Source organism: Stieleria tagensis (assembly GCF_024129865.1).
In the GTDB taxonomy this organism is placed as follows: Bacteria; Planctomycetota; Planctomycetia; order Pirellulales; family Pirellulaceae; genus Stieleria; species Stieleria tagensis.
This window is the reverse complement of the sequence record NZ_JAMYFE010000033.1, coordinates 220928-242388: the sequence shown is the minus strand read 5'-3', so window position 1 is coordinate 242388 and position 21461 is coordinate 220928. Positions and strand designations below refer to the sequence as shown.

The 21461-nt window shown below is 57.5% G+C and carries 13 protein-coding genes; 5 read left to right on the top strand and 8 right to left on the bottom strand.

All coding sequences use genetic code 11. From position 1 onward, the window contains the following. Positions 1 to 134: 134 nt before the first annotated feature. On the top strand, positions 135 to 3083 hold the full coding sequence (locus NHH03_RS07360; protein WP_253155113.1) for a hypothetical protein: 2949 nt from the start codon (positions 135 to 137) through the stop codon (positions 3081 to 3083). Positions 3084 to 3374: 291 nt separating this feature from the next. On the opposite strand, the gene NHH03_RS07355 is transcribed toward NHH03_RS07360, so the two are convergent. Further along, positions 3375 to 5294, bottom strand: a complete 1920-nt coding sequence (locus NHH03_RS07355) for a family 16 glycoside hydrolase (RefSeq protein ID WP_253155112.1) — start codon at positions 5292 to 5294, stop codon at positions 3375 to 3377. Positions 5295 to 5443: 149 nt separating this feature from the next. Beyond that, positions 5444 to 6784, bottom strand: coding sequence for an adenosylmethionine--8-amino-7-oxononanoate transaminase (locus NHH03_RS07350; protein WP_253155111.1), 1341 nt, complete (start codon positions 6782 to 6784; stop codon positions 5444 to 5446). A gap of 329 nt (positions 6785 to 7113) precedes the next feature. Between NHH03_RS07350 and NHH03_RS07345 the strand changes: the two genes are divergently transcribed. Beyond that, positions 7114 to 9483 carry a polysaccharide biosynthesis tyrosine autokinase gene (locus tag NHH03_RS07345; RefSeq protein WP_253155110.1) on the top strand — a complete coding sequence of 790 codons (2370 nt, stop codon included), beginning with the start codon at positions 7114 to 7116 and terminating at the stop codon, positions 9481 to 9483. A 79-nt stretch (positions 9484 to 9562) separates the two neighbouring features. On the opposite strand, the gene NHH03_RS07340 is transcribed toward NHH03_RS07345, so the two are convergent. Then, entirely contained in the window at positions 9563 to 12394 is a 2832-nt protein-coding gene (locus tag NHH03_RS07340; RefSeq protein WP_253155109.1) for a serine/threonine-protein kinase, read from the bottom strand. A 242-nt stretch (positions 12395 to 12636) separates the two neighbouring features. On the opposite strand from NHH03_RS07340, the gene thrS reads away from it, so the two are divergent. After that, positions 12637 to 14862 (top strand): threonine--tRNA ligase, encoded by a 2226-nt coding sequence (thrS, locus tag NHH03_RS07335; protein ID WP_261364129.1) that lies wholly within the window; start codon positions 12637 to 12639, stop codon positions 14860 to 14862. A gap of 27 nt (positions 14863 to 14889) precedes the next feature. On the opposite strand, the gene NHH03_RS07330 is transcribed toward thrS, so the two are convergent. The 5 genes from NHH03_RS07330 to NHH03_RS07310 form a co-directional block, all read right to left on the bottom strand. Then, on the bottom strand, positions 14890 to 15858 hold the full coding sequence (locus NHH03_RS07330; protein WP_253155108.1) for a glycerophosphodiester phosphodiesterase family protein: 969 nt from the start codon (positions 15856 to 15858) through the stop codon (positions 14890 to 14892). A 213-nt stretch (positions 15859 to 16071) separates the two neighbouring features. Next, complete coding sequence (locus tag NHH03_RS07325) at positions 16072 to 16458, bottom strand: hypothetical protein (RefSeq protein ID WP_253155107.1); 387 nt, start codon at positions 16456 to 16458, stop codon at positions 16072 to 16074. Positions 16459 to 16619: 161 nt separating this feature from the next. Further along, positions 16620 to 18146 (bottom strand): methyltransferase, encoded by a 1527-nt coding sequence (locus tag NHH03_RS07320; RefSeq protein ID WP_253155106.1) that lies wholly within the window; start codon positions 18144 to 18146, stop codon positions 16620 to 16622. Between the two features lie 60 nt (positions 18147 to 18206). Further along, positions 18207 to 19568, bottom strand: coding sequence for a tetratricopeptide repeat protein (locus tag NHH03_RS07315; protein ID WP_253155105.1), 1362 nt, complete (start codon positions 19566 to 19568; stop codon positions 18207 to 18209). A 283-nt stretch (positions 19569 to 19851) separates the two neighbouring features. Further along, positions 19852 to 20190 carry a hypothetical protein gene (locus NHH03_RS07310; RefSeq protein ID WP_253155104.1) on the bottom strand — a complete coding sequence of 113 codons (339 nt, stop codon included), beginning with the start codon at positions 20188 to 20190 and terminating at the stop codon, positions 19852 to 19854. Between the two features lie 57 nt (positions 20191 to 20247). On the opposite strand from NHH03_RS07310, the gene NHH03_RS07305 reads away from it, so the two are divergent. Both NHH03_RS07305 and NHH03_RS07300 read left to right on the top strand, forming a co-directional pair. Then, positions 20248 to 20838: a hypothetical protein gene (locus tag NHH03_RS07305; RefSeq protein ID WP_253155103.1), complete on the top strand. Its 591-nt coding sequence runs from the start codon at positions 20248 to 20250 to the stop codon at positions 20836 to 20838. Continuing rightward, positions 20835 to 21437, top strand: a complete 603-nt coding sequence (locus tag NHH03_RS07300; RefSeq protein ID WP_253155102.1) for a hypothetical protein — start codon at positions 20835 to 20837, stop codon at positions 21435 to 21437. The genes NHH03_RS07305 and NHH03_RS07300 overlap by 4 nt, the downstream gene beginning before the upstream one ends. Positions 21438 to 21461 lie beyond the last annotated feature (24 nt).

The following is a 21461-nucleotide window of genomic DNA, read 5'->3' as shown; positions in this document are numbered from 1 at the left end:
GAAAAAACAATAACAAGCCAGTCGTGGAAAGTATTCAGCCACTGATAGTCTATCCGCCTGTCCCGTTCGCCGTCAAATTATTTCACGACGATTGACGCCCTACTTGTCCCCTCCCCCCCGCTATTTGGATCCTCATGGCTCCGCTCGACGAGTGCTCCGTTTTACTGCCATCGACCACGTTAGAAGATTTTCCGGTGGGTGGTGCCGAATCCGACGCCCGCAGCCTGTTGGCCGGGTGGTCTGTGTTGTGGCATCCGCGTTTGTTGGCGCAAACCGAGCAATTGCCGACTTGGTATCGCGCTGACGCCCCGCCCACGCCGGACGGCTCGCGGGTGATCGTGGTTCCCGATTCGTCGCTAGAGCAATTGCCGCCTGATTTTCGCCGAAAATGCGATGCGAATCCGGACTGCCGCTGGGTGGTCGGGGCCGATCGGACGGAAATGCTCGCGGCACTGGAACTGGATTCGGAAGATGCGGCCTGCCAACCGTTGCTGCACAGCGGTCGCTGGTTGGGCGTCGAAGACTTTTTTGCCGCCGGCTATCTGTCACTGCAAATTCAGATCATGACCCGCCGGCTGCGGTACACCAGCAACCTAGACGAACTGTACGTTCAAGGCCGGGTGGTCGAGGCGGCCAAAGCATTCTTGGCGCGCGACGGTGAACTCGCCGTGCAGAAACTGCACGACGTCTTTGATTGCCTGTCGGAAGAACGCGATCACTATTTTTCGACCGACCCCCATTTGGTTGATTTGACGTTATTGACCCCCGGCGTTTTGGACACCGCCATTGAATCCGGCTGGTTGGAACGCCTGCAAGACAGCGCCCGCACGGCCGACGAGGCCAACGGCATCCTGGGTACACCACGCAATGTCTTGATCGATGGGGCGGTTGCAGCCGCGATGGTGGATGCCGCTGGCAGTGCCGGCGAAACTGTTGGCGAGGAACAGCCGTATCAATTGTTTCGGCAAACGCTACAGCAACCCGCGATCGGTTGGGCCGGCGGCGGGATGCCCCCGCAGGCCAATGGCCCGCTTCGCGCCGGGATGGGTTGTTTGGATGCGATGACCATGTCGGACGGACGCACGGCGTTTGAATCGGGATTCGCATTGGCGGAATCCGCGGTGGGGACAATGCCCAAGGTGTTCGCGCAGCTGGCCGGGATGACGCCCGTCGACCTGATCCCAACCCTGGTTGCCGACGGATACGTCGGTGTGATCCCAATCGATTTTTCGACGGGAACCGGATTCGGCGAAGAGAGCAAAGTGAAAGTGGCCAGCGCTGGTGCGGAAATCGAAGCGTTGACCGCCAAGCCGATCGATGCCGCCAGCGATGTCGCGTTTCTGTCGATCGGCGCGCGACTGGGCGAGGCGATCGACACCGGCGAAATCGCGACCGGATTGTTGGTGCACTGGCCGGATCGAGTTTGCGACCCGTATCGTGACCTGTGTCGCGCGGCGACCTGGAGTGTAGCGCTCGGGCGGTTCTGGCAACTCGACCAGTATTTCATTGACGGCGAACGGCCCTATCACAACGGATCACTCGCCGCCGTTTCACGCCAATCGGCGACGGTGCTGGGCGAGATCATCAGCGATCCAAATTCGACAGTGACACTGCAGACAATGGCCGAGTCGTTTCGCCACTCGGTCGCACGGGAGACGGCGCGGGTGGCCACTGCGATTGCTCGATTGGCCAACCCTCGGCTATTGGAGACCGCGGCGGCAGACCCGAATCGGCCCCCAATCGACCAAATGGATCCCCAGGCGATCTGCGATGCGATCGGCGTCACACGCAGTCCCGATACCAACTGCGGTCACGAGCTGTTGTGTTTCAATCCACACGGATCAGCCGTTCGCGCCCAGGCCGTTTTGCAGGGCGGTGCGCCCACCAAAGAACGGTCGATCTACGCGGTCAGCGATGTCGGCCAGGGGCGATGCGGGGTGACGTTTGACACCCCAGCGACCGGGTTCACGCGTCTGGTCGGCAGCGAGCCGATCAAACGAATCGGCATGGTGAAACGCCTGTTAGGACGCGGCAAAGGGATCGCCGAAGACGGTGTGTTGCGGAATGAATTCATGGCCGTTTCACTGAACGAATCCACCGGCGGGATCGGCGGTGTGTTCAGCGCATCGCGTGGCAACCGACTGTCGATGCGACTGGTCGCGATCGGTGGTGGATCAAGTGGATCCGGAGGTAGCGATTCGCAGGGTGGCGAGATGATCTGTGATCAGATCCGTACGCTGCATTCCGATCGGGTCTGCGGCCAGCTGGAAGCGACCGGACGACTCCAATCCGCGGACGGCCAGCCATTAGCGACCTTTACACTGCGGTATCAGCTGCAGCGCGGTAGCCGGCAGTTGCAGATCAACGGCAACCTGGTGCCCGTCGCAGCCGGTAAACAAACGGACTCGATCGATTTGTGGCAAAACTACTTTGCCGTCCGAACCGCTGTCGCTGGCGACGCATCAATTGTCCGCGCTTTGGTTCGCGACAAAGTCCACAGCGCTTCGTCACGACGCATCGTCGCACCGCTGGGCGTGTTGGTCGACGAAGCCGAAAAACAAACCTTGATCTCGGGAGCAGGACTACCGCTGCATCGTCGTGTCGGAGACCGATTTGTCGATACCTTGGTGGGATCAATCGTTCCATCAGAGGACGACCAGCAAGGATTTGATTTCCAAATCACCTATGCCTTGGACTCACCGAGTCCTGTGGCGATCGCCCGCGCGTCGTTGGCGCCACCAGTGCTGATCCCGATCGAATCTGGTGATCAACCCGTTAACACCAGTCAGGCTTGGCTGGTGCATGTTTCATCGAGCGATGTGTTGATCACCGACATGGAAACGGCACGCCGCCACGACGGATTGCTTTCGGCACGATTGCAACTGGTTGCCACCAGGCCAAAATCCTCGAAGGTCAAGCTGCAGTTCTGTACGTCTGCCAGTGCCGCCTTCCTGGCCGATCGCTCCGGTATCGAGCGACCGTTGACCGAGCTGCCCGACGACGTGACATGCGACGATGGTGCGGTGACACTGACCATTGGTGGTCACCAAGCCGTCGATCTGGTCGTGGTGTTTGACGTCTAATCAAGCCGGTTGAAAACGCTGGGCAGACCCACCGCAGACGTTCAACCGTCCTGGTTGCTCAGCCGTTCCCATCCGGGACAGTGACGGATTTCACCCTCCTTTCCAACGAGGGTCGGGTGTAAGCCCGGGGAGGTTTCCACGAACCTCTTCGGGGCCAGAGAGCCCGACTCTCCCAGTGGGAGAGGAAAAACACTGGCTCATTTTCTTGATGCAAACGTAAGTAATACGTTTGACGTCTCGAAGTTGCCGGTCCGGGCTCGCAGAGCCCGGAGACAAACTAGCCGATCCAGCCTATTTGGCGAATCGATAGATGCATTCACCGCGCGGGCTGTTGGTCAAATAATAGACCTCGCCCTGGTTGTCTTCGCCAAATCCAAGGACTGGCACGCTGTCCGGAAAGACCTGTTCGTTGCGTGTGGCTTGGTTGCTGTTGGGATCAACGGTCAATGCCCAAACGACACCGGTGACATAGTCGGCGTACAAGTACTTGCCAGCCAATTCAGCCAGCTTGTCGCTGCGATACACGCGGCCGCCGGTGATTGAGCGTCCGACGCGGTGGTCGTATTGCCAGACCGGATCGATGGCTTTGCCGACACCCTCAACGGCGGGACGATTGCCAAAGTTATTCATGCCTTCGCGGTCACTCCAACCGTAGTTTCCGCCTTTGGTGATCAGATTCACTTCTTCCCAAAGTTCTTGGCCGACGTCGCCGATCCAAAGTTGGCCGGTCTGGCTGTCAAACGCGATCCGCCAAGGGTTGCGAACGCCATGGGCATAGATTTCGGGTCGGGCACCTTGGGTGTCGACAAACGGGTTGTCGCTGGGGATCCCATAGTTGAGTCCCTCGGCCGGATGATCGACATCGATGCGAAGGATCGATCCCAGCAAGGTGGAAAGGTTTTGGCCGTTGGCCAGCGGGTCATTGCGGTCGCCGCCGTCGCCCAATCCGATGTACAAGAATCCGTCGGGACCGAATTCGATGCTACCACCATTGTGGTTTTGATAGGGTTGGTCGATTTCCATCAAGACCAATTCGGATTCCGGGTCGGCCTTGTTCGGGTCATCGGCCGAGACCGTGAACTGCGAAATGATCGACTTGCTGGCGCCGGCTTTGGAATAATAGACATAGAACTTGCCGTTGGATTTGAACTGCGGATGCATTGCCAGTCCCAACAGACCTTGCTCGTTGGCGCCAGGTTTTTTCCAGTCATAAACTTTGTCTCGCAAGTCGAGAAACAGATGTGACTGAGAGGTTTCGGGGTCGTTTTTGAAGCTCCAGATGGCACCGTACTGCGATGCGGCGAACAGTCGGTTGCTGTCGTCGTCGGCGTGCGTCAATTCGATCAAACGCAATTCACGCAGGTTTCCGTTCTCATCGATCGGTTCCCACTGGTCCCACTTCAGATTCGGGAACGCGAGCTCACCTTTGAGTCCCAGTTTTCCGTCGATCGGTTGCGGGGCCGTACCATCGTCGTTGATGCGACGAATACGAATGTTTCGAAACGCGACTTCGTTACCGTGATCTTGCAGGCAGAGATGGCCTTCGCCGGCGGCACCGAAACCGGAGTAGGCGGCGAACTTGCTATCGGCGACGCGTTTTTTCCAATCTTTGCTGCCAAGATCGAACTGATAGTAACGGACTCCGTTGACGCAAACTTCGCCGCTGTCCGGCGTGACCCGCAGATAGATTTGGTTCCACTGGCCGGCCGGGCGTGTGGCGTCGACTTCGGCTTTGTTCTTGGACCATTTGGGGGCGGACGGTTTGTACAGTTGGTACAGCCAGCCCGATTTTTGCGGGTCGTGCCCATCGGCGTTGTCCTGAATTTGGATTTCCGGACCGCTGTTCCATGGTTTCGGATTGTCTTCGGTGACATGGAACATCAGCCCGCTATTGCCTTCAGGGCTGATCTTGTAGTCGAGCAACAGTTCGAACGATTTGTATTTTTGTTTGGTGATCAAGTCGCCGGCACCTTTTTCCGCGCGAACCAACGCACCGTCGATGATTTTCCAGCCTTCGCTGACAGAATCTTTTTTGTAGTTGCGCCAGGAGTCGGTGGACTGACCATCAAATAGGAATTCCCACCCGCCTCGTTTTTCCGCTTCGCTCAATTGGTTCGCGTCGGATTCTGCCGGCGCAACACCGGAAACGTTGATCATGCAAATCAATGCAAACGCGGCGGAAAATCCGCCCGGACACTTCAATAAATTCATGCGAGGACACCGGTACTTCAATGGGAAGGAAAAAAAGAGTGGAGGGAAACAGGGACAGGGGCACGTCGTCCACCGACGGAATCGGGATGGCCATTATCTTCGGAACGAGCGGCGGGAACAACATACGCGAAAAAGGAATTCGGCGTCGGCTAGCGCGGCCACGTCGACCACTGCTCGGTCACCGACACCATCGCCCGCCCGATTTGTCGAAGTTCAGTGGGGGAAACAACCAAGGGCGGCGTGGTGTAGATGCAGTCTCCGAAGGGTCGAATCCAGACGCCTTGGTCAATCAATGCACTGCGCAATCGATCGACATGATCCAATTGCCCGACCTGCACCACCCCGATGGCGCCTTTGACACGCACATCGACCACCCCCGGCAGTTCGCGGCAGGGAGCCAGCAACGACACTAAATCGGACTCAATCGATGCCACTTGATCCAATCGAGGTTCACTTTCAAACAAATCCAACGACGCACCGGCGGCGGCACAAGCCAGCGGATTGGCCATGAAAGTCGGCCCGTGCATCAAAGCGTCGGATGCCCGATCGGACCAGAATGCGTCAAACACATGATCGGTGGCGACAGTTGCGGCCAGGCCGATCATGCCCGCGGTCAACGCTTTGCCCAAACAAATGATGTCTGGCACCACGTCGGCCTGTTCGATGGCAAACATCGATCCGGTGCGTCCGAAACCCGTCGCCAATTCGTCGGCGATCAACAGCACGCCGTGTCGTCGACAGCACCGGGCGATCGAGCGCAGCACACTGGCATCGTGAAACCGCATTCCACCGGCGCCTTGAACGAGTGGTTCGACGAAGACGCCGGCCAATCGATCACCATTTTCCTGTAGCAGTTGATCAAACCGATCGACGGCGTCAGCGTCACGCGGCAGTTCGGTGTGAATCTGCTGCAGCAGCGCGCCGTCGAATTCCGCGTGCATGCTGCGCTGGGGATCACACAGCGACATCGCACCGGTGGTGTCACCGTGGTAGGCGTTGGCAAACGAGACGAAACGGGTGCGGTTTGGCTGGCCATGATTGCGATGGAATTGGATTGCCATTTTCATGGCGACTTCGACAGCCACCGATCCCGAGTCGGCAAAAAACACGCGGTTCAGATCGCCCGGCAACAGCGCCGCCAGTCGTTCGGCAAGCGCCAGGGCCGGCCGATGCTGGACCCCGCCGAACATCACATGCGACATCGTCGCCACCTGCCGCTGCATCGCCGCGACCAGGTGCGGATGGTTGTAGCCATGACAAGCCGACCACCACGATGCCAACCCATCGATCAGCCGCCGCCCGTTGGCGAGGTGCAGGTAGACCCCCTCGGTTCGCTGGACCGCGATCGGCTGCGGCGCCGTCTTCATTTGGCAATACGGCATCCAAATGTGCCGCTCGCCGGATTGCTGCCAGGCGGGCTTCGGCTGCGACGCGTCAACATGCGTGTTTGCGTCGGCTGTTCCGGCTGTGCGTGGGGTAAAAGTGGTCACGGAAAAGCGTTTCTTGAGAGTGGAATGACTTTTTGCGACCAAGAATGGGGTGTCGCTTGTTCAGGTAGATGTAGGCGAGAGTGAGGTTTTTGGCCGGATTTTCCGCAAAATCCGAGTGACCCTGAATATCCTTTTCTTTTACCACGTCGCTTTAACGTGCGCAGGTGGACCACAACGGTGGCAATCCGTACCACCGCACCTTGATGCTTGACGGCCCGCTCCAGCATCGGAACTAATATACGCGGCCAACCACCTCTGTCCCGAGCCCCCTTGCAGAGCGATCGGTCGAACCCAACCGATTCGAAACCTCTGCGAAGAGAATAGCTGCTATGCCATCGGCAAAGTCAACGAATAAAAAAACACGTCGCGCCGCGTCGGCTGATTCCGACACCATGGACATTTTGGAGATTGTCAGTCGCCAACGGTGGCTGATCGGATTGCTGTCGATTCTGGGTCTGGCGGTAGGTGTGATCTATGCGCTCAATGCGCCCGACTGGTATCAGTCCCATGCCAAACTGCTGATCGCCGAGCGGACCGCCGGCTTGGGCAACAGTGGTGCTACGGCCGGAACGGGCACCGGCGTCGTGGAAGAGGACACGCTGGCCAATCATATCGAGCTGATCTCCAGCCGAATGATCGTCGGCAAGGCGCTGGAGTCCAACGGGCTGACGAATCTGGACTCCATCACTCCGCATCTGACCGAAACAACCGATTCGACCGACTACGTCATCGAACATCTGGATTTGGTCAAAGGCGGTGCCGGTTCGGCCAAAACCGCCCAGAGTTTGAACATCGCGTTTTCCCATACCGATCCCGAAGACGCACAGTTGGTTCTGACGGCGGTGATGAAAGAATACGAAAAATTCATCGTGGCTCAGGTCGAACAGGTGATGGGTCGGGCCAACGAATTGGTGCAAGAAGCGAAAAGCGACATCGAATCGTCGTTGGCCAAAGCCGAACAGGAACAGTTGCGCGCCCGACAGGAGGCACCGCTGTTCTTTCAGGGCGAAGGCAGCAGCAACGTCTATCAAGATCGATTCCGTCGACTGCAAGACGAGATGTTGGACTTGGACATCCAAGAGTCGACGTTGACGACGCGTCTGGATCGAGTCATTTCGGTGTTGAAGGAACTGGACGAGTCAACCGACCCGATCGATAACCTGGACAAACTAGCATTGATCGATAGCGAGTCACTGGAACGGTTGGGATTGTTTGCCGGTCTACAGATGAATTCAGCCAACACCGCCGAGTTTCGTTCGACGCTGCCGGCAAAGGTTGAAGAGGCGCGGACCCAGTTCACTCACTTGCTGACGTTGAGTAGCGAGAAGCAGCGTTTGAATGCGATTTTCGGTCCCGGGCATCCTAAGGTGCAAGAGATCGAAAGTGAGATTGCACTGGTCAAAGAATTCTTGCAAGACAACCAGAACTTGACCAATCCCAACGGGCTGTTCGACGACACGACGTTGACTCCGGAAGGTCTGCTGAAGGCCTACACAGGATTTTTGCAGCATGACTTGGCTGCCGCGGCCGAACGACGCAAGGAGCTCCAGTTTCTGTCGAACGATGCGGAAGTGAAAGCCAAAGAATTGATCGAATATGAACTGAGAGATTTGGTGTTGCAGAAAAACATCGAGCGTCAAGAAGCGTTGTTCGATGGCATTGTGACCCAACTGCGCGAACTGGATACGGCGAGTGGGTTGAGCGGGTATCTGTATGAATTTCTAGAGGTGCCACGTCTGGGGCTTCACATTTGGCCCAAGTTGCCGCTGTGTGGCGCCGCGGGATTGATGTTGGGGTTGTGCAGCGGATTGGCGTTTGCATTCGGATCGGAAGTCCGAGACAGCCGTTTCCGATCGGCTGCCGAATTGGACGATGCGATCGGGCTGCCCAATTTGGGCCGCGTCGGCAAAATGATGTCGATCGATCGTGGCATCGAAGGATTGATTTCCGCCGAGTTGTCACCGGATGCCGAGGCGTTTCGCCTGGGCCGGACGATGATGTTATTGGATATCAAATCCGGCAAACTAAAAACCATCGGCTTCACCAGCCCGATGCAGGGCGATGGCAAGTCGACGATCATGTCGAACTTTGCGGTCTCATTCGCGCAAGTGGATTTGAAGGTCTTGGTGATTGACGCGGACCTGCGTCGCCCCACCGCGCACCGATATTTCAGTGTCAAGAAAGACGACGGCCTGTGCGACTTGCTCGAAAACAAGTTGTCAATCGAAGAAGCCATCAAACCGACTTCGATTGAGAACGTGTCGGTGATCACTGCCGGGTCGACCACCAAGGTGCCTGCGGAATTGCTACAGTCAGATCGCTTTGACGAGATTCTGGATCAGTTGAAGACCCAGTTCAGTGTGATCTTGGTCGATTTGCCGCCGGTCTTGGCGGTGTCTGATCCGGTCGTCGTCTTGCCACGCTTGGACGGCAGCGTTTTGGTCGTACGCGTCTCGCGTGCTCGTCGCGACGAAGTGCTCAACACGATGCGGCGGATCCACGAATCGGGCGGAAATTTCGTCGGCTGGATGCTCAACGCCTTTGGTGCGGGAAGCAAGTTCGATGGCGCCGGCGGCTACAGCGGATACTACGATAGTGATTACACGCGATCGTCAGGACGCAATGGCCGTACGGTCAACGGCAAAGCAAAAGCGAAGCGGCAAGTCGCTGTTGCACGACAAGACGAATCAGACTCCTAAGTGACTGGCACGCCGTCGCTGGCCTCCACCCGAGTCGAATAAATCCTCCACACCAGCGCCGTCGAAGATGCGCGTTCGACTAATCCTTGATCTCAAGCAGCAACGTGGGTGGCTCGAGTTGGCTGTCCTCTTTGGCCCCAAATGTCAGCAGATGACTGCCATCAACGGCCGTCAAGATCAGCGTGACGGTGCGTTGTTTCGCAGCGGATAAGAATTCTGCGAGTTTGGGGCTGGAGATCTCCAGGGTCGCACTGTCGGAGTCGGTTGCCTGTTCGGCGAGCAGCGGTAACGAGTCCAACCCTTTGGTTGACAGCGAATTGCTCCAGACAATTTTTTCTTCTGGCCAGACGTCGCTGACCGGCTGATCCAATCCATAGACCCGTACCACCACGCCGCTGGGGCGATCAGCAACCAGGTAGACCAGTTTCAAAGTCGCTGACGCCAAGTCCAGCGGGTTGGTTTTTTTGTTGTTTTGGTTGCGGCCATTGCGAGGTTGGCCGGAATTGCCCAGGCCGGATCCTTCACCGCGAGCCGATTCCATCGGAAACCGCAGATAGATGTGCTGGATTTGGCTGTCGTTTCGAGTTTGGATTGCCAGCACGGGTTTTTCGCCCAACGGGTCATTGCTGCTGGCACCGCGTTTGACCGTGGCATCGGCACCGCCCTCTTCCGCGGTGGAAACGGTGACTTGATGAGTGCTGATCGGCGGGCTATTCGGCGCGACCGCATTCGATTTCGCAGGCTCGATCGGATCGGGATCGGCCGGCATGGGGGTGGAGTCAGGACGCGGTTGGGCGTCGGCCATTTCGGTCGTGCGATCAGGACCGGGAACAGATTTGGGCGACTGTTTGGCGGCCGGCTCAACCGTGACCTCGATGTCGTCCAACATCGCTCGTTTCCGAATCCGTTTTTTGTTGGAAACGGTCAATTCAACAAACGGTCGTTTGCCGGCTACCGTCGCATCGGCGGTGTACTCGTATTGCAATCGCTTGGGACGGTTGGCATTCCATGGGACATTGTTGGCAACGGCCGCCAATTGGTATCGCAACGGCGGCCCGAAATCGTCGCGGAAACCGAGCACAACCTGATAATCCGTCATGCCCGGGCCTTCGCCACCGATGCTGGCTCCGACACGAAAAACATCTCCCTCATTGGCGGCGTGGTTGAGCGTTTCGCTGGTCACGACGAGTTCACTTTTGGCACCGGCATAGGCGTGTGTTTTGTCGTTGGGGCGTTTGGATTTGGGGGTCGTTTTCCAACCGGCGTCGGGGCCGCTGCGACGCATCGTCCAGCCGGGAATTACCGTTTCATCGGCCGCCGGTTCGGTTTGTTCGAACGAGCCGTTGTAGTGATCTTTGTTGACGATCCAAGTCGCGCCGGCCGGTGCGATGTCGGTAATGGATTTGGCCGTCACTTTGGTCACCAAAACCTCCGCTTCGTCGGCCGGCGGGGCGGGCGCCGCCGGCTGCGACGGGGTTTTCGGCTTGGGCGTTTTTGCCGGAGCTTTTGACGGTGCTTTGGGGGCGATATTCGGACTGTTGTTGTTTGACTGGGAGGCCCCCGAATCCGAGTTTCGATCGGAGACGACCACCGCTGCGCCGTCTTGCTGGCGTGCGATGGCACTGGTCGTGCTCCAGTAAACGACCGCTGGGATCAGCGCCAACAGCAGCGCCACGACAACTCCGATCGCGATCCACAGCCCTTTGGAACTCTCACCGGCGGGAACCGTCTGTTTGCTGGGTTGTCGGCCGGCGGCGGCACTCGCGCCAGGTAGAGAACGGGTAGCGGACGAACCCGTTGCGGATGCGGTGGGCCCCACCGCTGCGCCGAGCGAATGAACGCCGGAGGGGCTGGGCAGCGCGGCCGTTGTGGGCAACACATCAGGCAGCGATTCGAACGGATTCGGCGGCGATTGGCCGGAGTCGATTGAATCCACGCCGCTGTCGCCAGAATCTCGTTTTTTGACTGCCTGTTCCAGCCCCAGTTGCAATTGATTGATCGCCTGGGCCATTTCCGATTTCGATTCACATTCGACCGCCACCCGGTCCAACTCCGATTCCAGCAATGCGGCGCTGGCGACGCGGTCACGCGGTTCCTTGGCCATCAATCGGTGGATCAGGTCCGCCAACGGTTGTGGAATTTTCTCGTTCCGCTCACGGAGCGGTTTGGGGGCGTGGACCAGGATCGCGATCAACTGCTCGGCGACTGTCTTGGATTTCAGCGGCAATGCGCCGGTGGCCAGTTCGTACAGCACGACGCCGGCCGAATACAAATCGCTGCGATCGTCCAGCGGTTCGCTGCGTGCTTGTTCGGGCGACAGGTAGCCGGGGGTACCGACCACGGCACCACGGCCGGACAGTTGGTCGACAGGAGTTTGCGCCAGAGCCAGTCCAAAATCGAGAATTTTGATCCGGTTGGTTTTCGTATCCAACCAAATGTTGGCGGGTTTGATATCGCGGTGAACGATGCCTTGAGCGTGGGCGGCGGCCAAACCGCGTGCGATATCGCGGGCGTAGCCGATCAATTCCTGGAATTCCGGCTTTTCCTTGCGATCCTTCAAATCCTCCAATGTGGCACCCTCGAGCAGCTCCATGGCCATGTAGGGAGTGCCCTTATGCTCACCGACTTCGAAAATCGTCGCCACGTTGTCGTGGTGCACGGCAGCCATCGAGCGGGCTTCGCTAATGAACCGTTTGCGGCTGCCGGGGGTCGCAGCGATTTTCTGGTTCATCACCTTGAGGGCGACGGCACGCTTGAGTCGCGTGTCTTCGGCTAAAAACACGAATCCCATGCCGCCTTTGCCCAGTTCTCGGATCACCCGATAATGGCCCAGCGTTCCCAACTGTTGCTGATCACCGTCAGCGACTGTTGGTGGATCGAGAAAGTCGTGTTTGGTGTCGGCGGACGCCATCGCTGGAAATTACGACACAGAGGGTGAACGAAAAAAGAAGAGGTGTGTCCAGTATATCACGTCTGCCCAGCGAGGTTGTTGCCAGTTTGTGCGATCGGAACGGGCAGATTGTTGCGTCCAGACACTGGGGAAGTGCAAAAAGGGATTGACGCTGTATCCTGGTCGCCATCATTCTTTCGCTCTGGTCGCCCTCTTTCGTTTGGAGGGTGCCGCCGAACCCTTGGATTTCAAACTGAACGATAATGAGCCAATCGCCTCCCGGCCCGGTTTCTTCCGACGCGTCTGACGCCAGCCCGCTGCACCCCGTCACCGTGCGATTGCCTGACGGCACCCTGCACCAACACCCCGGGCACATCACGTCGATGGACATTGCCAGCGGAATCAGCGAAGGGCTGGCCCGCAGCGTGATTGCCGCGGAGGTCGATGGGCGTGTCGTCGACGCCGACCGACCGCTGGGCGAATTGGCAAACGCGACCGAAAGTGACGACGGCGACGCGGCGCTCTCGCTGCGATTGTTGACCAGCCGCGATGGCGAGGCGTTGGACGTGCTGCGGCACTCTGCGGCCCACGTGATGGCGCGGGCGGTGATGCGACTGTATGACGGCGTTTCCCTCGCCTTTGGCCCCACCACCGAAGGCGGGTTCTATTACGATTTCGATCTGGATACCCCGATCAGCGAAGACGATTTCCCTAAAATCGAAGCGGAAATCAAATCGATTATCAAACAGAAAGAACCGTTCGAACGCTTTCTGCTCGACCGCAACGAAGCCAGAAAGCTGTGCGATGACCTGGACCAAGATCTAAAGGTCGAACACATCGACACCGGGCTGGCGGATCAATCCACGGTCAGTTTCTATCGCCAAGGCGAATTCGTTGACCTGTGCCGTGGCCCACACATCCCCGATGCCGGCAAGATCAAAGCGATCAAACTGATGAGTATCGCCGGGTCGCATTGGAAAGGTGACACCGCCAATCGGCCGCTGCAACGGCTGTACGGCACCGCGTTCTTTGACAAGAAAGAACTAAAGGCCTATTTGGAACAAATCGAAGAAGCCAAACGGCGGGATCATCGTGTGTTGGGCAAACAACATGGGTTGTTTGCAATCAACCCCGAAGTCGGGCAAGGCCTGTGCCTGTGGTTACCCAAAGGGGCACGCGTACGTGTCACATTGGAAGACTTCTTGCGGCGCGAGTTGCTCAGCCGCGGGTACGACCCGGTCTACAGCCCGCATATCGGGCGGGTGGAATTGTACGAAACCAGTGGCCACTTTCCCTATTACCGCGACAGCCAATTCCCGCCCTTGTTCGGCAGCGAGGTCGGCGCTCTTTTGGATAGCTGGAGCAACCGTCTCGAAACCGGCACGATCGACGCCGATGGCGAAGACAAGTTGATGGCGGCGGTCGAAGTTCTGGGCGTCGAATTGCCAAACTACAAACCGTCGATGTCGGCAGACCAAAAACGCGAGGTCCTGCACGACTGGCAAATGGTTAACGAGCGCTATTTGCTACGACCGATGAACTGTCCCCATCACTGCCATATTTTCAAAGCCCAGGCGCGCTCCTATCGCCAATTGCCACTGCGATTGTTCGAATTCGGAACTGTCTATCGGCACGAGCAAACCGGCGAACTCAACGGCATGCTGCGGGTCCGAGGATTGACCCAAGACGACGCGCACATTTTCTGTACTCAAGACCAGGTTGAACAGGAATTCCGTGCCACCATCGAATTGACCCAGTTCGTGCTCAAGAGCGTGGGTCTGGATGACTATCGCGTGCAACTGTCGCTGCGCGATCCCGATAGCAGCAAGTATGTCGGCAGCGAACAACAATGGGACAGCGCCGAAGGTTCACTGCGTGGCGTCTTGGAACAAAGCGGGATGGACTTTAATGAAGAACCGGGCGAGGCCGCATTTTATGGCCCCAAAGCCGACTTCATGGTTCGCGATTGCATCGGTCGTTCCTGGCAACTGGGAACAGTGCAATTGGATTACAACCTGCCCGAGCGATTCAAACTGGAATACAACGGCAAAGACAACGCGGCGCATCGCCCGGTCATGATTCACCGTGCACCGTTCGGTTCACTCGAACGTTTTGTCGGCATGCTGATCGAACACTTCGCCGGCGCGTTCCCAATGTGGTTGTCGCCGGAACAGGTTCGTGTGCTGCCGCTAAGCGACAAATCACTGGACTACGCCGTTGCGGTCGCCAAGCAACTCGACGAAGCCGGATTGAAAGTCACGGTGGATTCCAGTGGCGGCAAGGTGCAGGCAAAAATCCGCAACGCCCAATTGGATTTGGTCAACTACATGGCCGTCGTCGGCCCCAAAGAAGCCGAAACCGGGCAGATCGCGCTGCGAGACCGAATCGATGGAGACCTCGGGTCTATGCCGGTGGCACAAGCCATTGCCCGGCTGACCGAAGAAGTCGAAAACCGAGTCGTCCGCCAAGCCGTCACCAGTCAACTGTAGCCGGCCTGTCCCCGAGCCCGGATGTGACTAATCAATCTGCAAGGACGTTAACCCCGGATCGCTTTGCAGATTTGATTCGAACAACAGCGGACCGACCTGCCGTGGCAGATCGGTTTCGATGATGTCCGCACCGCGCTGGAGCAGCGTTTGGTAGTCGAATTGCAGTGAATTCGAATCTGCTTGCGCCCGTTCAGCGAATTGTTGATCCAAGTTGCGAGAGGTGCCGACCATGGTCAACGCACCCTTGCTATGCACCGCGTCATACAGCGAGCGATCCTGCGGCGGAACATGTCCCACAAACGCGATCACGTTTTCCCATGGAACGCCGATGGTTTCAAACGCAGCAATTTTTTCGTGGTTTGGGATCATCACTTCCATCATGATGTCCTTGTTGAGCGAGTAGCAGGTCTGGACATCGGCGAAGCGACTGACGATCAACATCGCATAGGCTTCGGCATGATGCTGGGTGATCTTTGCCACGCGTTGTTCCAACGAGACATCTTTTTGATCCAGCACCAGCACGGTTTTGCCCTTGGCCCACTGCAAGGCTTCATCGAGTGTCGGTATCTGATACTCGGTGACGTTGCCCTCACTGTCTTTGAGTCTCAATTGTTTGAGTTCCCGCAGTGTTTTATCCGACAATTTTCCGGTTCCCGTTGTCGTCCGGTCCAATGTGGCATCGTGGTGCAAAACGATTTCACCGTCTTTGGTCATGCGCGGATCGATTTCCAACATTGAAAACGTCGTGGACACAGTGTGCTCGAACGTCGCGATACAGTTCTCCGGGTAGCCCGGTCCGGCACCACCGCGATGAGCGCTGACAATCGGCAGGGCATGGTCGCTGAAATGCAGCAGGGCACGAAGTTGTTGCGGCGTCTGGGGGGCGATTCGATATTGACGGGCGGTTGCAACAGACGGTTCGTCGGCCGACACGGTCAGCCCCGCAAAGGGCAGCAAAAAAAACAACAACAATCGAAATGGATGCAGACACGTCATGGCAAGGTTCCGTCAGGGGCAGCGGCGGATATCCAAGGATCGTTGGACCAGGAAGTGCCGAAGCTGGGCCGGCGAAGGTTCAGTCGGTCCACGGCCCTGGCGGGCGCAGCTACGGGAAACACTGCCAATTGATGTTCCAACACGCCTTACAAATCAATCCGGCAGACAAAAAGCTAACGGAACTTGATGCCCTCGTGTTGACCGTCGACTGCATTAGCGTCTGCGGGAGCGTTTTTTACAGCAACTGATTCCGCCCTGCATCAAGATTCGTGAATCCCCCGACGGTTGCTGATGCTCGACGGTAAACCGCATCCCACCGTGTGGCATGGCCTGGGTTTCTTCCGCCGTCAGTCGCAGTTTCCAGATCCCATTGGGTTCAAAGCGGCATCGCGCCGGATCGGCAACTTCGACGACCACGGATCGATCGACGAATTGGCTGTAGACGCGAAACAACGGGCGTTGCTCGGACCAATTGACCGGTTGGCCGTTTTGGCTGTCACAGACTTTGAACACGCCTTCAAACGCCTGCCCCGGGTGGACGCGAAACCACGACGGTACACGATTGCTGCTGACATCAATTCGCTTTGCTCGAATAGCCATCAATCACTCCCCTCTCGGATGCTGGATTGATTGGCGTCGAGATGCAGGCGCTGTGCCAATTGCCGGCCCTACTTCGCCGGGCCAGTAGCTTTCCCTACAGCACTCGCTATGGCGGGAACCAGGACACAAGCCCCAAACGCGGTTTGGCAGACGCCCGGAATTCAGGCAATCGACGAGGCATTGATGCGCGAATCATCAACAGGACCGGCTTCCGGCGCGATCACCAACACACCGTTGTGCAGCATCGCACGCACCATCGGCAGTCCCTGCGTCTGGGCCGTTTCCGCGGACAGCCCGATTTTGTCGGCAAACGAATCGAGTATTTGGGCGACGGGTCGTTCACCATCAAAAGTGATGATCAGTTGTTCGATCACTTGGTCAACACAGATCGAGACCGGCAGTCCTTCGTCCAGACGCAGCGTGATCGTCTGATTTTCCCAGTGATCCCCGTTCCAACTAGCATCGGAAATTTTGCGCAGCCCCGGGGCGATTGCCAGCCGCGCCGCGAGCAGGGCTTGGTCTGGTTGGTCGGCAAACAACAAATCACGGCTGGCGAAACCGCGGGCGACCGCAGTGCCGATCGGCTGTTCGATCGGGCGCGTGATCTCAGTCACGTCGAACCAATTGTTCCCTTGGCGTCGACGCAGGAACAGAAACCCGCCATGGATTGCACGCACGTTGTGCTGACGAAAACTCTGTTCCCAGTGGGATTGGCGTTTCTCCAACTCGCGCTCGTCCGCGGTCGTTTCACGCAGACGACTGCGTGCGTAAGTGGCTGGTTTCTGACAATTGGCCGTGAGGACCCAAGCGTCACATCCGCTGCCCTGGACCCATTCTCTTAAACGGTCTTGCCAATTCTGGCCCTCCAATTCGACCCACTCAAAAATCGTTTGCAGGTTGCCGCCCTCATTCAAATACTCGGGGGCTTCCAAGATCATTTGGCGAGTGAATCCGTCCAACTGGTACGGGCTGTCGCGAAACGTCGCCACGGTTTCTGGCGAAATCACAAAGGGTGGGTTGGACAAGATCAAATTAAACGTTTGCCCTTTGACAGGACAAAATAGATCGCCGCTGACAGCGGTTAAGTTCGAGCAGTCGTTGAGCGCCGCGTTGAAATCGACGAACTCCTTGGCGCGCGGATTTAAATCGGATGTGATCACCTGGTCACTGAATTGACCCGCGATCACTCCGTGCAAGCCGAAACCACCGCACAGATCGAGCGCCCGCTCAACCGGCGCACGCATCGCCATCCGGCTCAGGTGCTGTGCCGGATCGCTGATGGTGGCAACATAGTGCCCGTCATCGCGCGAGACCGTCAGGTGTAAATCGGCTGCCATCAACAGATCGTCGACCGGAACCACCAACGCGAGTGGCTGGAACCGGTCGCCATCGATCGTTAACAGACCACAATTGACACAGGATTCCAGAAATGCACTGGGCAATGCTTCGTCGGCCTGTCGCCGTTCAACAGCAAATCCCAAGAAGAACAACCGGGCGAGAACGCTGAACGCTGATTCTCCAGCGGCCAAGCTTGCGATCAATTGTGAATGTTGGTGATGCAGCGGCGGTGGGATGCTCGTGCCCAGAATTTCGTCCAGTCGAGCATCGCGGTAGTCAGCGGCGCGGCACACGTCACGAAACCGCAGGGCATCAGGTTGGGATAGCGGGGTTAAATGCGGTAGCGGCATTGGCAACGTCTCGATTGGGCGATGAACTTGAGTGCGACGGATCGGAGTTCGGCGGTGAGCTTACTGGTTCTCTGCATCCTGGCGCTGTGCCGACGGCAAGGCCGGCGAAATGGGGCGCTGTGCGACGACAATGAAACCATTGACGGTCTCATGCCCCTCCATGCGGATATCCGCTTCGACGCACTGCCGGACTTCCAAACCGCTCTCTCGCAGCGACTCTTTGACATAGGTTTGGCTGTGTTGGTAGCGACCGGAGGGTGCCAGCCGATAGGGCGCATCGGTTTCGGGCGTTTCGATGCTAAATACAAACAGACCGCCGGGGCGCAACGATTTTGCCGCCGCGGCAAAGGTCGACAGTAGCTCGCCGACATAAATCAGCGTGTCCGCCGAAACCAACAGATCGTGCTGGTCCGGACAGTCCGTCAAGTATTCGGTCAGGTCGCGCTGCAATAATTCGTCGTACAGTTCACGCTGCCGAGCCTCAGCCAGCATGTTCTCCGACAGGTCGATGCCGATCAACTGTTGAGCCATCGGCCGCAGGTATGGACCGCACAACCCGGTGCCACAACCAAGATCGGCAACACTCAGCAGTTTGAGTTTTGTTTCAGCGACCTGTTGGCTGATGATCTCACCGATCCGTTGCGGCGTTTGATAGTCGAGCTTTGATAATTGTTCATCGAAGTGGTGGGCAAACTGATCAAACGTCCGCTGAACATATTCCACCGATGCCCGATCTGGCGATTGGTCTGTGGCACTGCAGGCCAACATCAAGTGCGTCGCGACCGGATCCTCGGGGACCAGTTCCAACCATTGCTGATAGATTTTACGGGCGTCATCGAGTCGCTGCATTTTGCGATACGTGGCTCCCATTCGGCTGAGCACGGCAACGCGCTGGGGATCGATCGCCAGTGCACGTTGATAGGCAACGATCGCGTTGTCCCAGTCAGCGGCTTGTTCCTGGGCGGTCCCCAGCGCCGACCAGTATTGAGCATCGTCGGGTTGCAGTTGGGTCGCCTGGGAATACGCATCGATTGCCGCATCCATCTGATCGCATTCCGACAAAACGTTGCCGAGATTGTGATAGGCCTGGGCGTATTCGGGTTTCAATTCAATCGCCCGTCGATACGCATCCATTGCTTCTTCGTTGCGTTCTTCCTCGGCCAGCATGTTGCCGAGGTTGTTCAGCGCACCGGGTTGATTTGGGTTCACCGCGATGGATTGATTGACTCGCTCAATCGCCAAGGCGGTGTTGCCCATTTGGGCAGCGATGACGCCCAGCAATTGCAGGGCATCGGGTTGCTGAGGATCCTTTTCCAGAACCTCCTCGTAGCCCCATTCTGCATGGGTCAACTGACCTTGGCGATGTGATTCGATCGCTTTATCCAACAGAGCTTGGATCTCGGTTGTTGACTCGCTCTCCATGTCTCAAATCCTGTCGCTGAGGCATTTGTGGTGTAGTGGGTGGCCGATCAGATTACCGGTTTCTTCCAGCACTGGCCATCAGGCGCTACTGGCATCGATTCGCATGTCCCAAGTAGCAATCTGTCGCGGAAACATCTAACATTCGTTCTCACGAGCCGGACAACGTCGGTTTCTCGACAGCGCCGGTTTGGACGAGCCCACAACGTCTTTCGCTGATCAAAGTGACGCTGTTCCGCTAAAAAACGATTAAGATGTTCACGTGCTTTGCAGACGGCATTGATCGCTAACTGAGATGCAAGAACCACACCTCAATTGTCAACCCGAATTTCAGCGTGCAGAGGATGCATCGGCCGACGTGAATCATCAGCTTGACGCGAAACATCGCCCCACCGAGCATCGCCCCACCGAGCATCACGCGCAGCCCTTTCGCCCGTTCGACGCGCCGCGCTGTGTCATTTGCCATTCGCCGCTCTCGGTGCACGAACAAGTCAATGGCAAAACCTGTTCTCGCGGCGAGTGTAAAACGAGCTATTTGCGCGTCGAGATCCAGGCCGAACACCGCCGCCAAGCCGCGTTGAGACAACGAAGCCTGGCCACCCGCGATAGGATCCGTCGAGAACATTCACTTGATCTGAGTCGCGACGATGCGTTCGGAATTCTGCCGTCAAATGACCGGCCTTTGAAACAACCATCGAAACGACAAATCGGCGAGTTTGTCGATCGGCTGACGCAGGTGATCAGTCACGCGGCACAGATCCATTTCGGATCGGTCCCGGCTGAGGATCTAACAGACGAATACGACAAACCGACCGACGCGACACCCCGGCAATTGGCAGTGCTGGGGAACGGCTGTGCGGTCTGTCGAGGGCATTGTTGTTCGCAAGGCAAGGGGCATGCATTTATCAGTGTCGATACCATTTTAAAGTATCTAAACGCAAACCCCACAGCACGACCGCGTGATGTTTTACAGGCGTATGTTTCGCGGATCGGTTCGCGGACGTACGCTGATTCCTGCGTCTACCATTCCCAAAATGGTTGCGAACTGCCGCGAGAAATGCGTTCGAAAGTTTGCAACGGTTACCTGTGCAAAGGGTTGTACAGCGTTTTATCGCAACTGCAGGAGAACGAGTCGTCAACGGCGTTCGTGGTCGCAACCGATCAGAACCACGTCCTGCGTGCGGGCGTGATTGACCCGGCAGGGCATCAACTGTATGACTGCGCCGAACTTTCCAGTGACGACCAAACCACGAGCAATCAGGCGGAGGCATGAGCAGCGTGTCGATGGACATCCAGCAGATTTTTGACCGTGGCGGGCGCGAACTGATCGACCTGCTCGAACATTGTGTGCTGGCGATCAACACCGACGCGCTACTGTTGTATCTGATTCGCGAATATCGGCTGCAGCCTCGGGCGGATGCCGCCATTGCAATGCACGATCTGTTTTGCGTCGTCGGCGCCCCGGCGCAGATCAGCATGCTGGGGATGATTTCCCCTAAAGACATGCGACTTTCCCGTGCGGTGGATCCGTTGCGACGCCCCTCGCCGGTTGCACCGGTACAGCAGACCGATGCCGCGCTAGAAGTGGACTCCGATCAATTCAACCCGCAAGAACGTTCCGCTTCACATCCGGCGGCGGTCTTGCCAGCGAAATACTTGTTTGATTCGATCGCTCAACAATTGAACGCTGGGACCGATTCTAAAATCGCATTGTTGCAGCAATCGTATTGCCCGGATCGCACGCCCCTGGAAAATCTGCCCGGCGGTCAGTTGACAGCGGCGCAGCGGGCCTTTGTCGACAATCGCTGGAAACCACTGATTCGCCCCCACCTAGTCGCCGTGGGATTCTGGCGTCTTTCCACCGTGGCATAAGCGCCGTGGCGCACGTTCACATTG